Origin of the sequence: Pseudorhodoplanes sinuspersici, from assembly GCF_002119765.1 — a bacterium.
Taxonomy (GTDB): Bacteria; Pseudomonadota; Alphaproteobacteria; order Rhizobiales; family Xanthobacteraceae; genus Pseudorhodoplanes; species Pseudorhodoplanes sinuspersici.
In genome coordinates, this window is the sequence record NZ_CP021112.1 from 4,326,075 (window position 1) to 4,343,683 (window position 17,609).

Sequence of the window (17,609 nt, forward strand, 5' to 3'; positions counted from 1 at the left end):
GATGGCATGGCGTGACCGCAATGGCGCGGGAACTGTGACCTTGTTCTTGTCTGACGGGCCTTATTCGCCGCCGATGGGCCGCAATGAAAACGCGTTCGCACAATCGTGAAGACGAAGGTTTAAAGGGGGCGTCCAGAAACCCTTAGACTTTAGTCGCTTCCAGCGGATTCAGGCGATGTCCCAATGGACCGTGCTGAAGCCTCCGCTCGGGGAGACGCGTCGGCACAATGGCGGCGCATGCGGCCATATCCGCCCGGCGCTCCGGTCACTTTGAATTAATCGTAAGCGGAGAAAGCCGTGTGGTATTAACGGCCTGACCAGTTCGCATTGTCATAACTCACCCGCAGCGGCCGGCGCAGGACGCCGCCGTCGGGAGTGTGTTGTGTACATGCGTGGGCTTTTGGTGGCGCTCTGCGTCACATCTTTTTGCACGGGTGATCTTGCGCGGGCCGATCATCAGCCGGCTTTCGTCGTCCCCGGACGATCGAACGTGCCTGTGCCGATCAACGGCATGAATGCGGCATGGGGTATCGTCAACGGCGATATCGGTCTGTACCGGCCGGGCGCCGTGCCGGTGACCGTCCTTCCATCGCCATACGTGCCGCCGCTGCAGCCGGATCCGCCGGTGCATTACCGGCCGGCGCGCCCCTATTATCCGACGATGGGCCGGCAGCCCTATGTCGGCCGCCTCGAAGTCGAGCCGTCCCCCAATCAGCCGCCGCCGAAACCGGCAAAGAGCTTCAGCCGCTCGTGGTCTGCGGAATCGCCCGACGTGCCTCCGACGCAATACCCGCCATCACCGCCGATGATGGTGAGTCCGGAAGTGAATTTCGGCGAACCCTGGGGAGGAAATGTGCCTCCTCGTCCTCCGCGTCCGCCTCATCGCCGCTGAACCAATTGTAGAGAAGGACATCCTATGTCTCGCGTTGCATTTTCCATTCTTGCCGCCGCTGCTATTTCGGTCTCCGCAGTCGGCTCCGCTCAGGCCGGATGCGGCTGCAATACCGATTACGCGGTTGCGTCGGTGGTCGTTCAACCGGCGCCGGTCCTCGTGCAGCCCGCGCCGGTCATGGTCGCCGTTCAGCCACCGCCGGTCCTCGTACAGCCTGCGCCGATCGTGCAGCAATATGTCGTCAATCAAGGACCGCTTTATGCCGGCCCCATGCTGACCGACTACAATCCAGCGATTTATTATGCGCCGCGCGCTGTCGGTGGTTTCCCGTATGTGTCGGGTTATCGCGCCGCTTACGGGCCGCGGCCATATCGTCCGTATCGCGGCTATCCGCCGCTCCGCCGTTATTACTGAGCGCAAACCCGGCTGACGCTCAGCGCTTCAGCCGCGTGGTTGCGACGTAGAGCGCCAGAGCTGCAGCGTTCGAGACGTTGAGGCTCTTGATCTCGCCCGGAAGATCGAGACGCGCGGTCCTGTCACAGGTCTCGCGCGTCAATTGGCGCAGGCCCTTGCCTTCGGCGCCGAGCACCAGAGCCAGCGGAGCGGTGAGGGCGGTCTCGGCGAGGTCGGCGTGGCCCTCGCTGTCGAGTCCGACGACCAGGAAGCCGCGGTCCTTCAGCGCCCCGAGCGCACGCGCCAAATTCTGCACCAGCACCAGCGGCACATAATCCAGCGCACCGGAGGCGGACTTGGCCAGCACGCCGGTGGCTTCCGGCGAATGCCGCGCGGTGGTGATGAGCGCCTTCACACCGAAGGCGGCGGCGCTGCGCATGATGGCGCCGACGTTATGCGGGTCGGTGATCTGATCGAGCACCAACACCACGCCATCGTCCGGCACCTCGGCAATGTCGGGATTGTCGAGCGGGTCGGCCTCCGCAAGGAGGCCGTTATGGACCGCATCTGGCCCGAGCTTGCGCGCGATTTCATCCGGCCGGACGATCTGCGCCGTGACCTTCAGGGGAACACCTTCCTCGGCCAGCCGCTTGGCGGCGTTTTCGGTGGCGAACAGGGTGCGGATGCGCCGCTTGGGGTTTGCCAACGCCGCCTGGACCGTGTGCCAGCCATAGAGAATGGCGACCGACACGTCGGTCTGCGGACGAGCACGACCGCGAGCAGCGAAGGTGGAGGGGCCACCTTTCTTTCGCGTAAATGGCTTTTTCCGTATCCCGTCTCGGGCCATCCGAAATCGCGTCCTGACAGTTCGATCAAACGTAGATGGCATGGTCTTTGCTGATTCACGAGTCTGCGGTTTGTGCCGTGAAAAGGGGAGGACAAGGCATGTCGTTTGGCGGATTCGGCCGGCGGAATTTCTTAAAGGGGATGTTGGGCGCGGGCGCCGCCCTGCCATTCGGTGTGAACCCTGCTTTTTCGCAGTCGCGGGCAGAGACCCTGCTGGTGGTCCAGGAGCTGGGGCCCAACAGCCTCGACATGCACGGCGTGGGCTCCAACCAGACAGTCAATGGCCTGTCGTGGAATTGCTATGACCGTCTTCTGAGCTATGCGGCAAAAACACTGCCGGACGGGACGCCATCCTACGACCGAGGCACCCTCGCGCCCGAACTGGCAGAGAGCTGGCAGGTCGCGTCGGACGGCATGTCCTGCACATTCAATCTGCGCAAGGATGCGACCTTTCATAACGGCGCGCCGGTCACCGCACGCGATGTGAAATGGTCGTTCGATCGAGCTGTGAAAGTCGGCGGCTTTCCGACGTTCCAGATGTCGGCCGGCTCGCTTCTCGATCCCGAGCAATTCGTCGTTGTCGACGATCACACCTTTCGCATTGATTACGTGCGCAAGGACAAGATGCTGTTGTTCAACGTCGCGGTGGTGGTGCCGTTCGTGATCAATTCCGAACTGGCCAAGAAGCACGCGACCGAGGCGGACCCCTGGGCGATGAACTGGCTGCGCAACAACGAAGCCGGGGGCGGAGCCTATCGGATCGAAAGCTGGAAGCCGGGGACTGAGACAGTCCTTGCGCGCTTCGACGGCTGGAAGAGCGGGCCGTTACCGAAAATCCGGCGGATCATCGCGCGTGATGTGCCATCGGCGGGCACGCGCCGTGCGCTGCTGGAGAAGGGCGATGTGGATTTCTCCACTGGCTTCGCGCCGAAAGATTTCGATCAGCTGATCAAGGACGGCAAGGTGCAGGTCTCCGGCGTTCCGATCCCCAATTGTCTCTGGTATGTCGCGCTCAACACGGCGAAGCCGCCGTTCGACAACGTCAAGCTGCGGCAGGCCATCGCCTATGCGATGCCTTATGAGCAGATCCAGAATGCCGCATTCTTCGGCCGCGCCGTGCCGATGTATGGTGGTTCGGCTACCGTCGAAAAAGTGACCTGGCCGCAAGCCTTTCCGTATGTCACCGATCTCGACAAGGCGAAGGCGTTGGTGGCTGAGGCTGGCTTTGCGCAAGGCCTGGAAACGACGCTCGGTTTTGACACCGGAACAGCCACGGTGGGTGAGCCGACGGCGACGCTGATCGCAGAAAATCTCGGGCAGATCGGTATCAAGGTGACGCTCGACAAGATCCCCGGCGCCAACTGGCGCTCGACGCTGAACAAGAAGGAGCTGCCGATGGCGCTCAACCGGTTCAGCGGATGGCTCGACTATCCCGAATATTACTTTTACTGGAATTTCCACGGCAACAATTCGATCTTCAACATCTCGGCCTACAGGAACCCGCAGATGGATGCCCTGATTGACAAGGCGCGATTCACCGAGGACCCGGCCGAATATGACGCTGCTGTCAGGGCGTTCGTGACCCTGTCCGTGCAGGAGGTCCCGGTCGTGCCGCTCAACCAGCCGATCCACGACGTGGCCTTGAAAAAAGGCGTGGGCGGGTACCAATTCTGGTTCCACCGGGAGCCAGATTACCGGCAATTCGCCAAGGGTTGAGCCTGTCTGGGGATATCTCGCCGGCGCCTGAATTCGCAGGATGTGCCTGATTTCCCATTGACTTAACGGGACTGTGCCTCGATAAAGCGCGCCGCTGGCCGCTGTGGCGGGAACGCCCTGCGGCTTTGCGTTTTACATGGCGCCGATCCGGGTTAAACCTTTTATCGGCGTCGTGCGTCTAAGGATCAGACGCGCGAGCATGATGCCGGGAAAACGAACGGTTTCACGCTCTGACGTCGATCTTGCGATGGCCCCGGAGGGGTGCCCGAGTGGCTAAAGGGGACGGACTGTAAATCCGTTGGCTATGCCTACGTTGGTTCGAATCCAACCCCCTCCACCAGCCGTCGCATGACGTTACGACCGGTACGCAGAGCCTTCGCGCAGGCGGCGGCAATTTATTTATGTCATTCTGCCGAGCGGATAGCAGCGCCAGGAGAGGCCTGCAGGAATCGAGTCTGCAGGAATCGGGTTTGGTTGTCGCGGTTGCCATGTAAAGTCGGCACGGACAAACAAATCGGGGACCGTCATGGCCGCAGACCGCACTCGCCGTACGATTCTGAAATCGTTTCTGGGCGCAGCCACAGGGCCGGCCATAACCTCTTTCGCCTATGTCGCCCCGGCGATGGCTCAAGGCGCATCCTCGCCGATGACAGCCGCCGATATCGTCGGCGCGATCCGCGCGAAGAAAATGTCCGCCGTTGACGCTGTACAGGCCGCGCTCGCCCGCGCCGAGCAGGTGAAGCATCTGAACGCGCTGATCACGCTGAACCGGGATGGCGCGCTCGCAGCGGCACGGAAAGTGGACGCGGCGGTTGCGGCTGGAGAAAAGTTGCCTGTCCTTGCCGGCCTGCCGATCGTGGTGAAGGACAATATCAATACGGCCGACATGCCGACCAGCGGCGGCACACCCGCGTTGCAGAATGCGCGGCCGAAAGGAAATGCGCCGTCGCTGCAGAAGCTGCTCGATGCCGGCGCCATCGTCATCGGCAAGACCAACATGCATGAGCTGGCGTTCGGCATCACCAGCACGAATCTGGCGTCCTTTGCGGGCCCCGTGAAGAATCCTCATGACGAAAGCCGCATTCCCGGCGGTTCCTCGGGCGGAACAGCGGCGGCGATCGCCGCCGGGATCGTGACCTGCGGGCTCGGCAGCGATACCGGCGGTTCGACGCGTATTCCTGCCGCCTTGACAGGAACAGTCGGCTTGCGCCCGTCGGTCGGCAATGGCGGCGCGCAGCGGCGCTATCACGACGATGGCGCGGTCATCCCGATCAGCCACACCCGTGACACGGTCGGACCGATGGGACGCACGGTCGCAGATGTCGCCTTGCTCGACAGTGTTATCACAGGAGCGCCGATGCCTACCGCTGTGTCCTTGCGCGGCAAGCGCGTCGGCATTCCTGCATCTTTCTGGGCCGGACTCGACAGCGAGTTGGAAGCGGTGGCGAAGGCTGCGCGCGAAAAGCTTGCCGGCGCGGGCGTTGAATTCGTCGAAGCCGATCTTCCGGGCTGGTCGGAACTGAACGCGAAAATGTCGTTCCCGATCGCGCTGCACGAGCCGATCGCCGACATTCCGGCTTATTTGAAGGCATCAGGCATCGAAGGTGTGACGCTCGCCGACATCGCCGGCAAGATTTCAAGCCCTGATGTGAAAGGCGCTTTCGGCGCGATCATGAACGATGCATTTGGTAGCGCTTATCCGGACGCGATCAATGTGCAGCGGCCGCTGTTGCAGAAGCTCTATGCAACCTATTTCAGCGACAACAAGCTCGACGCCATGCTGTTTCCGACCACAATCGCACCGGCCATTCCGATCGACGCCGAGAAAGGATCGGGCGAGATGACCATTAATGGCGGCAAGCCGGTTCCGGCTTTCGCCACCATGATCCGCAATACCGATCCGGGCAGCAATGCCGGCATTCCCGGCTTGTCGTTGTTCGGCGGCATGACGCGCGGCGGCCTGCCGGTCGGCCTCGAAATCGACGGCCCGCTTGGCAGCGACCAGATGCTGCTGGCTCTTGGGCTTGCGATCGAGGCCGTGCTCGGCACGGCGCCGCTGCCGGGAAGGGCCCGTTAGGGGTTTGCGAGGCTTTTAGGGCTAAGTGGGACTTTTCGCGGCAGGCCCTTGTTTCGGGCGGCAAAATATGAAACCAAGCGGGCCGGCCGCCTGACCGGTTGGTACTTTGCGGGTGTAGCTCAATGGTAGAGCAGCAGCCTTCCAAGCTGAATACGAGGGTTCGATTCCCTTCACCCGCTCCACTTTATTAGCCCCTGAAGATCCATAAGCGATTGAAAAACAAGCGGACTTTCTAAGTCCGGTGTTACCGTTTGCCTGTCTGTGCGATATTGCATGATACAAATTGGGATACACGCTGGGACACTTGACAGGCGTCGATATTCTCCAGAAGTCCGACCAGGATCGTTTCCTGCTTTCGCGGTATGGAGTGCTGTATTATTGGCGCCGCGTGCCCAAGGCGCTCGCTGAGATTGACGGCCGCGCACCGATCATTCGCCATTCCCTCAAGACCGACGACCTAGCAAAGGCGCGAGCGCAGCGCGACGTTCTTGAGAAAGCGGACAATCAACTCTAGGCGGCGATGTTGCTGGAGGGAAGGAGTCCCCCCTCGAGCCGCCGAGAGGTACCAGGCCGCAAGACTGCTCTGCGAAGTAATGGGCTTCAACTGCCAGCCCGTTGATGAATTGGCGGAGTACCCTATCCAGCACATCCTCCAGCGCATGAACGCGGTCATGCCGGCGCACACGCCCGCGGTTGTCGTCGAGGCGGTCCTGGGAGCCGAGCCACGCCCCAAGGTCAAGGTCAGCGGAGCGTTCAAAATTTATTGTGAGGAAATTGTTGCAGGCGAGCTTGCGGGAAAGAGTCCGGCACAGCGCGAGCGCTGGAAGAACGTCAAGAAACGAGCAATCAACTCGTTCATCAACGTCGTTGGTGACAAGCCAATTGTCAACATCACGCGCGATGACGGAAGGGCCTTCTACAAATTTTGGCTCGCCAAACTCGTGAACAAAAGCGCCAAGGACCCAGATCCGCATCCATGTGCAATCGTATGGTCGGAAATCTGCGGGTGCTTTATGACGCGTACTTCCTTGATCGTCAAAACCCGTTTGCCAGCTCGCTGACAAGTTTAAAAAGACGCGTCCGCCCTTCGCGGTTGATTGGATCAAGGAAAAAGTTGAGCCGTGCGCTGTCATGAGGCAGTTAAATTTTTGTTAAAATCACCTGCTTTGGTCCCGCCCAAGTCGGAACGGCAGACGCTGTTTTCGGTAGCTAGTTTGTTTTTGTCCAATCCATCGCCCACGGAAAGATCAACTCGCACCATCCCTCTCTTTAGCTAGCCCGCCCGCTCGTCCACCCCCTTTGGTCTCACCCACGTGGAAACATCGGTTTCTGCGAGCAAGCTTTTGCATCTTTATTTCAGGAGAATTCCATGCGCCCCGAGTCTGTCACTCTTGCTGGTTACAAGGCTGATGGCAAAAAGAGTGTCGCCTTTGTCCTGCCTGAGAAAGTTGCCCCTGGCACGGTCGTCAATTTTACGGATGGCACATGGCAGAAAAGCGATTCCAGCGAATGGAAACTGTCTCACGTAAAAAACCACTGGAGCTGGACCGCAACGGATAACGTGGATGCCGGTACGGCGATCAACATCGACGATCTGTTGACAACAGGCTCGGCCACACCAGGTTCGGGTGACGTCGCGACGAGCAATAATGCGGATGGCAGCAAACATGCTGTTTCGGCTTACATTGGCAGCTCGACCAACCCGACATTCCTTGCGCCCGTTGATACAAACACATCCTCGAATGAATCCGGATTGACGGCGGGCCTGTACAGGGTTGCTGCGCCGACCATCGTTCTTGACAGGGCGAAGGTTTACGAAAGCACCGGTTTTCAGACACCTCAGTTGATTGGGACTTACTCGGCCGCCTCCATTGAGCAGAATGCAGAAGACAGCATGGATGGCGACGACACCGTCGAAGTCCGCGCCGGCGCCCCAGTCAATGGGCCACTTGATGGCGGTACGGGTGAAGACACACTCAAGCTGATCGGTCCGGGCGTCGGCACACTCGGTGCCAATGCCAATTTCGAAAATCTCGATGTGCAGAGCGGCATGTGGACGCTGCAAAGCGATGCCTATGACACTGTGAATGTCGCGACTGGCGCGATAGTGACGTCGCAGCTCAAGCTTGCCGATCAGGGTAAGATGAAGGTTGCTCTCGGCGGCTCGGTGCTCGTCACCAATGGCGATGATGCCGTCGTGGCCGAAGGCGCAGCCAGCATCGAGAATGCCGGCTTGGTCCAGGCGCTCGGTATGCAAGGCACCACGCCCGCGCGGGCGGTCAACCTCGCCGGCGGTTCTGTCTACAACAAACTCGGCGGCATCATTCTGGCGCAGGGCGCAGCCATCGTCTCGACCGCGGCTCCTGCCCCCGGCGTCGAAATCGTCAACGATGGCATGATTCAGAGCCTGTCGGGTCAGGCTATCGTCCTCAACGGCAACGAGGGCGATCTTCTGGTCAATACCCGGTCGGGTTCGATCGTCGGTACGGTGTCCACCGGCGGCGGCAATGATCTGGTAACGAACCAAGGTTCGGTCTCCGCGGCCAACGGCACGGCATTCGACCTCGGCGATGGAAACGATACCCTCAATCTCCACGATGGTTCGACGGTCGTCGGCAAGATCCTGCTCGGCGCAGGCAATGATGTGCTGTCGTCGCAATCGGCGAGCGATCTGGTAATCGATGCGGGTGCTGGTCAGGATTCGATCGCCACGGGCGATGGTAACGACCACATCATCGGCGGCGCCGGTATCGATCTGATCCACGCGGGAGGCGGCAATGATTTCGTCGATGGTGGTGCAGACAATGACCAAATCCGCGGCGGTGACGGCAACGATGAACTGAGCGGCGGTGCTGGCAACGACTATCTCGAAGGCGGCAATGGCAATGACATCATCCGCGGCGATGATGGCAACGACGAGATCCACGGCAACGACGGTGACGACAACCTGCAGGGTGCGGCCGGGTCCGACACCATCTGGGGTGGCGCCGGAAATGACAAGATCAACGGCGGCGGGTCTGCCGACTTGCTCTACGGCGACGCCGGGCAGGACACGATCTATGGCAGCGATGGCAATGATGAAATCCATGGTGGCGCCGACAACGATCAGCTTCATGGCGAAGGCGGCGATGACACGATCTATGGCGATGCCGGCAACGACACGCTGTACGGCGGCATTGGGCGGGACACGCTGACCGGCGGCGACGGCAACGACCAGATCTATGGTCAGGACGGCGACGATACGCTGATCGGCGGCGCCGGGTTCGATAAGCTGCATGGCGGCACGGGGATCGACACCGCGGATTATTCGCAGGACGGCGAAGCTATCTATGCTCGGCTCGATCAAGGTTGGGCCATGGCTCAGGCCGGCCGGCTGCCGAACTGGACGGATCTCGTTGCCGGTATCAATCGCAACACGATCGAGCACGACGATCTGATCGAAATCGAGAACATTACCGGGACGGCCTTCAACGACGAAATCGTGGGTAATTCCGGTGACAACGTCATCAAGGGCGGCGCCGGGAATGACCTTCTTGCCGGCCTCGGCGGCAACGACACGATCTATGGCGGCGAAGGCGACGACACCATCGTGGCGGGGGGCGGCGATCAGATCTATGGCGATCAGGGCAATGACACGATCGAAATTTCGGTCGCGGACGGCACCCCAGCCTCGATTGATGGCGGCGAAGGCAACGACACCGTGAAGCTGCTTGGCACCGGTACGGGTTCTCTTGGCGCGACAAGCAGCATCGAGAACTTGCTTGTCCAGTCCGGCATCTGGTCAGTTGCGGCCAGCGACTATTCGTCGGTCACCATCGAGAATGGCGCGACCGTCACCAGCACGCTCACGCTCAACAATCACGATGCGCTGACGGTCGAAAATGGCGGCACGCTGAGAGCCGCCACCGCGATGAACTGGGCCGGCGGCGGCAATGCGGTGGTGGACAATGCAGGGCTGATCGAAGCGGTAACCCGTGTTCTCAACACCACCACGGGCGCCACTGGCTCCCTGACCTTGAACAACGCTGCCGGCGGCGTAGTCCGCGGCGCGTTGAGCCCGCAGCAGGCTGCTCATGCCGATGCGACCATCACGATCAACAATGCCGGTGTGATGGAGGCCAACGGTCGCGTTATGGACTTCCGCAATTTCGATGGAAACGGCGCCTCGGTGGTGATCAACAATCTCGCTGGCGGCGTCATCCGGCAATATGGCAGCAACACCGACGTGATCCGCCCGGGCAATGACGGTGTTGTCAACAACTGGGGAACAATCACGACAGATCCCGGCTTTGTCGGTGGTGGCGACCTGATTGATTTCCAGAGCGACACCGGCGGTAAGGTCAACAACTATGCCGGCGGCTGGATGGAAGGCGCGCGTCATGCTGTGACCGGCGACAATGCCGTCACCGTTGTCAACGATGGCACGATGATCGGCCGCAACGGCTCGGCGGTGAACATCGACAATGATGGCACGGAAGCCGACAAAGTGTTCATCACCAACCGCGGCACCATGGAAGGCCGCTCGGCAGAGCTGTCCGACAGCGATGGCGATGCGATCGATGTTGATGGTCTGGCTTATATCCTCAACTATGGCCGCATCGCCGGCCTGGGCCATCAAGGCTATCACGACGGCGAGCCAAACGTGTCGGAAGGCATCGCCATCGGCGGCGGTACCATCCTGAACTATGGTGCGAATGCCGTGATCTACGGCTATGGCCGCGCCATCCAGGTCGACAATTCCAGCAACAGCAATGCGCTGGGCAGGACCTTCATCAACAATGACGGCCTGATCCAGGGTGACGGCCATGGTCCGGAAGGCGTGTCAGCCGAAGATGCCGCGCGCTTTGACCTGCGTGGCAACGAGGCGGTCAATCTCGTTGGTGATTACAACGACGAGCTCATCAATGGCAGCTCCGGTCGGATCGTCGGCGGTGTCTCGATGGGCGGCGGCAACGATCACCTGCAAAGTCTAGGTTCGTTCACGGCGACTGGTGGCTCGGCGATCGACATGGGCGCCGGCAATGACACGGTGTATTTCTACACCGGTACGACGGTGCAGGGCACGGTCCTGCTCGGCACCGGCGATGATTTGCTGCTCTCGACCGCAAGCGGCGGCTTTGTAATCGATGCTGGCGACGGTAACGATCAGATCTATCTGGACTCGAACTACAGCGGCAATGACGTGCTTGCCGGTGGTGCTGGTAACGACACGATTTATAGCGGTGCCGGCAACGACCAGATTGAAGGCGGTGAAGGCGACGATACGTTGAACGGCGAGAACGGGGACGATCTGATCATCGGTGGTGCTGGCAACGACACCATCAGGGGTGGTAACGGCAATGACACCATCGTAGCGGGGGCCGGCGACACTGTTGAAGGCGGTGCCGGTGACGACGTGATTGAGCTTGCAACCGATGCCGGTACGCCTGCGTCAATTGACGGTGGCCAGGGTGATGACATGATTAAGCTTCTCGGCGCCGGCATGGGGTCGCTGGGGACGGCGACGGGCATCGAAAATCTGCTGGTCCAGTGCGGCACCTGGTCGGTTGCGGCCAGCGACTACTCCTCGATCACTATCAAGGACGGCGCCACGGTTACGAGCACACTCACGCTCAACAACGATGACATGCTGACGATCGAAGCTGGCGGCAAGCTCGCGGCTGGCACGGCCATCAACTGGACTGGCGGTGGCAACGTGGTGGTTGAGAACGCGGGACGGATCGAAGCCTCGAGCCGTGTGCTGAATACGACGAGCGGCGTGACCGGATCCCTGACCTTCAACAACGAAGGCACGGTTATTGGTGCTCTTACTCCGCAAGGTGCGGGGCATGCCGATGCGGTCATCACGATCAACAACTCGGGCATCATCGAGTCGGCGGTGAATGGCCGCGTGCTCGACTTCCGTAGCTTCGACGCCAATGGCGCCAGCGCCATCATCAACAATCTTGAGGGTGGCATCATCCGCAAGATCGGCGGCGACGATGCCGACGTGATCCGGCCCGGCGTCGATGGCGTCGTCAACAACTGGGGCACCATCACGGTCGATGTGGCTGGAGTCGACGCGATCGACTTCCAGAGCGATGCCGGCGGCAAAGTCAACAATTATGCCGGCGGCCTCATCCAAGGCACCAAGCATGCGGTGACCGGCGATAGGGCTGTCACGGTCGTCAACAGTGGCACGATGGTGGGCCTCAACGGCTCGGCGGTGAACATCGACAACGACGGCACCGAAGCGGAGAAGGTGTTCATCACCAACAACGCCACCGGCGTCATGGAAGGCCGTTCGGCCGAGCTGTCCGACTCGGATGGCGACGCCATCGATGTCGATGGTCTGGCTTATATCCTGAACTATGGCCGTATCGCCGGTCTCGGTCATCAGGGCTACCATGATGGCGAGCCGAACGTCTCCGAAGGCATCGCCATCGGTGGCGGCACGATCCTGAACTATGGTGCCAATGCTGTGATCTACGGCTATGGCCGCGCCATCCAGGTCGACAATTCCAGCAACAGCAATGCGCTGGGTAAGACGTTCATCAACAACGACGGCCTGATCCAGGGTGATGGCCATGGTCCGGAAGGCGTGTCGGCCGAAGATGCCGCGCGCTTTGACCTGCGTGGCAACGAGGCGATCAATCTCGTTGGCGATTATGACGACGAGATCCTCAACCAGAGCACGGGGCGCATCGTCGGCGGCGTATCGATGGGTGGTGGCAATGATCGGCTGAACAACTCGGGTTCGATCATGGCAACCGGTGGTTCGGCGATCGATATGGGTGCCGGCGACGACTGGCTGTATCTGTATGCCGGTCCAAACTCGAAGGTTGAGGGCACGATCCTGCTCGGCACCGGCAACGATCTGGTGTTCTCAACGGCTGACAGCAGCTTTGTGATCGATGGCGGCGATGGTGACGACGAGATGTATATCTCGGGTTACACCGGCGGCGACGACACGCTCTCTGGCGGTGCCGGCAAGGATCGCATCTATGCTGGACTGGGGGAGGACCGCATTGACGGCGGTACTGGTGACGACAGTCTATATGGCGAAGCCGGCGATGACCTGATCTTCGGCGGTTCCGGTGACGACTTTATCGATGGCGGCGCCGATGATGACGTCATCTTTGGCGATAACGGTAACGACACCATTATTGGCGGCCTCGGCAATGATACCATCAAGGGCAATGCCGGAAACGATACCTTTGTCGTCACCTCGACCGGCGATGGCCGCGACAGCTATGATGGCGGCGATGGTATCGATACGCTCGATTATAGTGCCTTGAACACCGCAGTGAACCTGACCCTGAAAGACGGTGTTACCACCTACCAGACCGACACTATCGAGAATATCGAGAATATCATCGGCGGCTCGGCTGGCGATAAGCTGACAGGCAATTCGCTCGACAACGTGCTCACCGGCAATGCCGGCGACGACACGCTGAACGGCGGTGCTGGCAATGATACGCTTTACGGTGGTGAAGGCCTTGACACCCTCAACGGCGGCGAAGGCAATGACCAGCTCTTCGGCGGCGCTGGGGATGACGTGCTGAAAGGTGCAGCCGGCGATGACCATCTCGATGGCGGTGACGGCGACGACGAACTCGATGGTGGAGCCGACAACGACACGCTGCTTGGCGGAGCCGGCGACGATATCATCAAGGGCGGTGCCGGAAACGACATCATCATTGGCGGTGCTGGCAGCGACACGCTGACGGGTGGTGCAGGAAACGATCTCTTTGTCTTCAACAGCCTGACTGATGGCATCGACACGATCACCGACTTCAAGGTCTCCGGTGCGTCCGAAGACAGGATCTCTCTGGCTGCCTCGATGTTCCAGAATTTCTCTGGCGACGATGCCTTTGATCTGATCGGCTCAGGCTTCCTGCGGGCCATATCGAGCAATGGCACGACGCAGATTCAGATCGACGTCGACGGCGGTGGTGATGCATTCGTCACCTTGGCGACGCTGACGGGCAACATCAGCAATGGTGTGCTTGCCGATCACGTCATTGTTCATCAGGATCCCATCGCGTAAAGATAGACCTCGCCTACGAGGTCATCGGTTTATGAGACATCGAGCCGGCCGGGCCGAAAAGCGCGGCCGGCTTTTTGTCGGCTGTTGAACGAAATGCCAACGCAGGATCCGGCTTCGACCCGCTCCGCTTTTGTCATCACTGTGTCACGGTATCGTCGTTGATCGTCAATCGCAGATCGTCACGTGTGCACAATCAAAAAATGCTTTTTCCCAATCTCATTAATCGCTCGGTCTCATTTGGCCTCATCATTGTCGGGGCACTGACCTTCGTTTTGAATCTGCTGGCGCTGGTGCTGCCGGTTTACATGCTGCAGGTGTATGATCGCGTGCTGCCATCCTCCAGCCTGCCAACGCTGATTTATCTCACGCTGATTGCGGTTATGATCCTTGGTGTTCTCGGCGTAATCGAGGGAATTCGGCAGATCGCTGTTCAACGGGTTGGAGCCGGGCTTGAAGTCAATGTCGGTCAGCGGCTTCTGGCAGCGTCTTTCTCAGGCCGCTCTCCTGGACAGGATGCCGCCAGTTTGTTGCGTGACCTTGCGCAAGCTCGTTCATTTTTTTCAAGCCCCGTCTTTTCGGCGTTACTTGATGCACCCTTTGTGCCGCTATTTCTGTTTATCGTCTTTATGATTCATTCGGTGCTCGGTAGCTTGGTTCTGCTCGGCATCTGCATTTTGTTGATCGTTACCCTGTTGAACCAATGGTCGCTGAACCGGCCGCAACGGCAAAGCAGCGAAGCTGCGGCGGTTGCCGGCAATCTGGTGATGGCATTCACGCGCAGCGGCGAAGCGATGCGCTCCATGGGCATGTCGAATCATGCCATCAGCATCTGGGGGCACGTCACTGCGAATGCGTTGAATGCGCAGGACAAGGCGACAAGGTCGAACGCGTTCTTTTCAGGCTTTTCCCGCTTTATTCGCCTCGTGGTACAGATGGGCATCCTCGGCCTCGGCGCGTACCTCGTGCTGAAGCAGGAAATGACCGCTGGCATGATTTTCGCAACATCGCTAGTGGCGGCCCGTGCGCTCGGGCCGGTCGATAACCTGATCGCCGGATGGAAGGGCTTGCTGCAGACGCTGATGAGCCTGCGCAAGATCGACAACGCGCTTCACAGCGTGAAGGACGAAGCGGAAAAGCTGCAATTGCCGGTACCGGAGGGCAACGTCACCTTCGAGAAGGTCGTGTATGCGCCGGCAGGCGCCGCCGAACCGACGATCAAGGGTGTTTCTTTGCCAGTGGAAGCGGGCGAGGCGATCTGTATTGTCGGTCCGTCGGGCGCAGGCAAGTCGACATTTGCGAAGCTTGCAGCAGGTGCGCTGAAGCCCTCCCATGGTGTGATCCGGCTGGACAATTCGGATTTCCAGAACTGGGACCCCGTCGATCGCGGCCGCCACACCGGCTATCTGCCGCAGGATGTCGAATTGCTGCCAGGCACGATCGCACAGAATATTGCTCGGCTCGATCCGACAGCGACATCGGAAGAGATTGTAGCTGCGGCGCAACTTGCCGGTGTCATGGATCTCGTCAAGAAACTGCCAAATGGCTTTGACACGGGCGTCGGGCCGGGTGGCCTGCCGCTTTCTGGCGGTCAGCGGCAACGCATCGCACTGGCGCGCGCCGTGTTCAGGTTGCCGCGCCTTGTTGTGCTGGATGAGCCGAATTCGCATCTCGATTCCGAAGGCGAGATGGCCCTCAACCACACGATCGGCCAGCTGAAAAAGGCAGGGGCGACCGTGATCGTCGTGTCGCAACGCTCTGGCGTGCTGCAATGTGTCGACCGCATTCTCTTCATGCGGGATGGACAGATCGCAGCCTCGCAAAGTCGCGAGGAGGCTCTCGCGCGCCTGACGCCGGCGCAACGGGCGGGCGACATGATGCCACGCGCCGCAACGGGTGCGTGACGGGATCAAATCAATGACCAGTGCTTCGAGCAAGACGCCCGGCAACGATGATTGGAGCGCGACGGTGAAGACGTCGTTGCGTGGCCCTGCCGTTGCCGCATTGACGATCATTGGCATCGGGCTTGGCGGATTTCTCGTTTGGGCGTCGACGGCGGAGCTGACCGGCGCGGTAATGGCCAGTGGTAGCATTGCCGCCAATGGCGAAAACCAGACAATCCAGCATCTCGAAGGCGGGATCGTGAAAGACATCTTTGTCAAGGACGGCGATGCGGTAGTGGCCGGTCAGCCGCTCATCGCGCTCGATCCGACATTGGTGGAAGCCAATCTCAATCGCGCACGCAAGACGCTGGTGACGTTGCGTGCGGACGAGGCACGATTGTTGGCGGAGCTGGGAGACCATGAAACGATCGAATTTTCTGCCGATCTGATGTCGGCAGCACTTGATCCTGCGATCAACGACTTCATCCAGTCAAAAAAATCGGAGTTCGAGCTCCGCTCGCTGCGCTATCGCAACGAGGTCAGCATTCTGCGACAGCGTCTCGCCGGATTGCACGAGGAGATGGCCGGAACCGAAGCCCAGCGTGTTGCCAACAAGAAGCAAATGGGCCTGATGCGCGACGAGCTGAAGGACCTCGATTATCTCTATCAAAAGGGGCTCGCGCGCCAGGACCGCATGTTTGCGATGCAGCGCTCCGAGGCCGATCTGGAAGGCAAGGACGGCGCGCTACAGGCCGCGATCGGCAAGGCCAAGCAGACCATCGCCGAAATTCAACAGCAGATCGAGAAGCTGGGGCATGATCGACGCACCGAAGCAGGAGCCAAGCTGTCGGAAACGCGAACCCGCATCGCCGATACGCTGGAACAGATCATTGCCTACAAGAGCGTTTTATCGCGGATCATCGTACGTGCGCCCACGGATGGAACGGTCGTGCGGCTGAACGTCAATACAGTCGGCGCGGTGATTTCGCCCGGCCAGGCGCTGATGGAATTGCTGCCCAAGAATGCAGATCTGGTTGTCGAGGCCAAGCTGCAAGTGACCGATATCGACGCGGTTCACGTTGGCCAGGAAGCGAATATACGTCTCGCTGCGCTCAATCAGCGCACGACGCCGGTCGTTCCGTCTCATGTCCTGTTTGTCTCGGCGGACAAGCTGATCGACAAACAGAATCCGAACCAGCCGCCGTATTATCGTGTGCGGCTCGCCCTCAATCTCGAACAGCTCAGTCCGCGCGAGCGATCACTGCTTGCGCCCGGCATGCCGGCGGAAGCATTCATCGCGACGTCGGAGCGCACCATGATGCGCTATCTGTTCCGTCCGATTGAAGACAGCTTCGCCAGGGCGTTGCGCGAAGAATAGTCAATTTTCTCACATCAGAACGGCCGCTGGTCACGTTGATCAAAGCGCGCAGCGTGCAGTATCGCTCGCGTAGATGAAAGGTCTTTGCGGTATCATTCGCCGCCGGAGCATTTGCTGCACAGATTTTTTGATCTGTCTCAAGCACGTCACGCGTCTGTAAAAGAGTCTTTCTAGCTTCCGCGACATGGTTAACGGCAGCTTAACGTGATCCCGACCGGGATTTTGTTTCGCGGCTATCCGGCGTTCTTGCGTGTTTTCTTGCGTGACTGAAGACGATTGATCGCATTGCGCCCGCCAGGCGCAGTCGCGTTGACGATAATCTTTGGAAAAGCCCTCATGAGCCGTGCGTCGATGTTCATTGCGCCTGTTGCAATCATATCGCTCGCGCTGATGTGGCC

Annotated in this window: 10 protein-coding genes and 2 tRNA genes; 11 read left to right on the forward strand and 1 reads right to left on the reverse strand. The window is 60.0% G+C overall.

Going from position 1 to position 17,609, the window contains the following annotated elements:
* Window positions 1–388 precede the first annotated feature (388 nt).
* Complete coding sequence (locus CAK95_RS21005) at window positions 389–892, forward strand: hypothetical protein (RefSeq protein ID WP_086089687.1); 504 nt, start codon at window positions 389–391, stop codon at window positions 890–892.
* Window positions 893–916: 24 nt separating this feature from the next.
* Window positions 917–1,306 (forward strand): hypothetical protein, encoded by a 390-nt coding sequence (locus CAK95_RS21010; protein ID WP_086089688.1) that lies wholly within the window; start codon window positions 917–919, stop codon window positions 1,304–1,306.
* Between the two features lie 19 nt (window positions 1,307–1,325).
* On the opposite strand, the gene rlmB is transcribed toward CAK95_RS21010, so the two are convergent.
* A complete protein-coding gene (gene rlmB / locus CAK95_RS21015; protein WP_086089689.1) occupies window positions 1,326–2,132 on the reverse strand; it encodes a 23S rRNA (guanosine(2251)-2'-O)-methyltransferase RlmB in 807 nt (268 codons plus the stop codon).
* Window positions 2,133–2,230: 98 nt separating this feature from the next.
* Between rlmB and CAK95_RS21020 the strand changes: the two genes are divergently transcribed.
* The 9 genes from CAK95_RS21020 (at window position 2,231) to CAK95_RS21060 (ending at window position 17,211) form a co-directional block, all read left to right on the forward strand.
* Window positions 2,231–3,847 carry an ABC transporter substrate-binding protein gene (locus tag CAK95_RS21020; RefSeq protein WP_086089690.1) on the forward strand — a complete coding sequence of 539 codons (1,617 nt, stop codon included), beginning with the start codon at window positions 2,231–2,233 and terminating at the stop codon, window positions 3,845–3,847.
* A gap of 255 nt (window positions 3,848–4,102) precedes the next feature.
* Window positions 4,103–4,187, forward strand: a tRNA-Tyr gene (locus CAK95_RS21025).
* Between the two features lie 186 nt (window positions 4,188–4,373).
* Window positions 4,374–5,924: an indoleacetamide hydrolase gene (gene iaaH / locus CAK95_RS21030; RefSeq protein WP_086089691.1), complete on the forward strand. Its 1,551-nt coding sequence runs from the start codon at window positions 4,374–4,376 to the stop codon at window positions 5,922–5,924.
* Window positions 5,925–6,032: 108 nt separating this feature from the next.
* Window positions 6,033–6,106 (forward strand) — tRNA-Gly (locus CAK95_RS21035).
* Between the two features lie 122 nt (window positions 6,107–6,228).
* On the forward strand, window positions 6,229–6,438 hold the full coding sequence (locus CAK95_RS21040; protein ID WP_086089692.1) for a DUF6538 domain-containing protein: 210 nt from the start codon (window positions 6,229–6,231) through the stop codon (window positions 6,436–6,438).
* A 79-nt stretch (window positions 6,439–6,517) separates the two neighbouring features.
* Entirely contained in the window at window positions 6,518–6,985 is a 468-nt protein-coding gene (locus tag CAK95_RS21045; RefSeq protein ID WP_086089693.1) for a hypothetical protein, read from the forward strand.
* 308 nt (window positions 6,986–7,293) lie between these two features.
* Window positions 7,294–13,953 (forward strand): calcium-binding protein, encoded by a 6,660-nt coding sequence (locus tag CAK95_RS21050; RefSeq protein WP_120265349.1) that lies wholly within the window; start codon window positions 7,294–7,296, stop codon window positions 13,951–13,953.
* 200 nt (window positions 13,954–14,153) lie between these two features.
* Window positions 14,154–15,854: a type I secretion system permease/ATPase gene (locus CAK95_RS21055; protein ID WP_086089694.1), complete on the forward strand. Its 1,701-nt coding sequence runs from the start codon at window positions 14,154–14,156 to the stop codon at window positions 15,852–15,854.
* A gap of 13 nt (window positions 15,855–15,867) precedes the next feature.
* Entirely contained in the window at window positions 15,868–17,211 is a 1,344-nt protein-coding gene (locus tag CAK95_RS21060) for an HlyD family type I secretion periplasmic adaptor subunit (RefSeq protein WP_147413487.1), read from the forward strand.
* Window positions 17,212–17,609 lie beyond the last annotated feature (398 nt).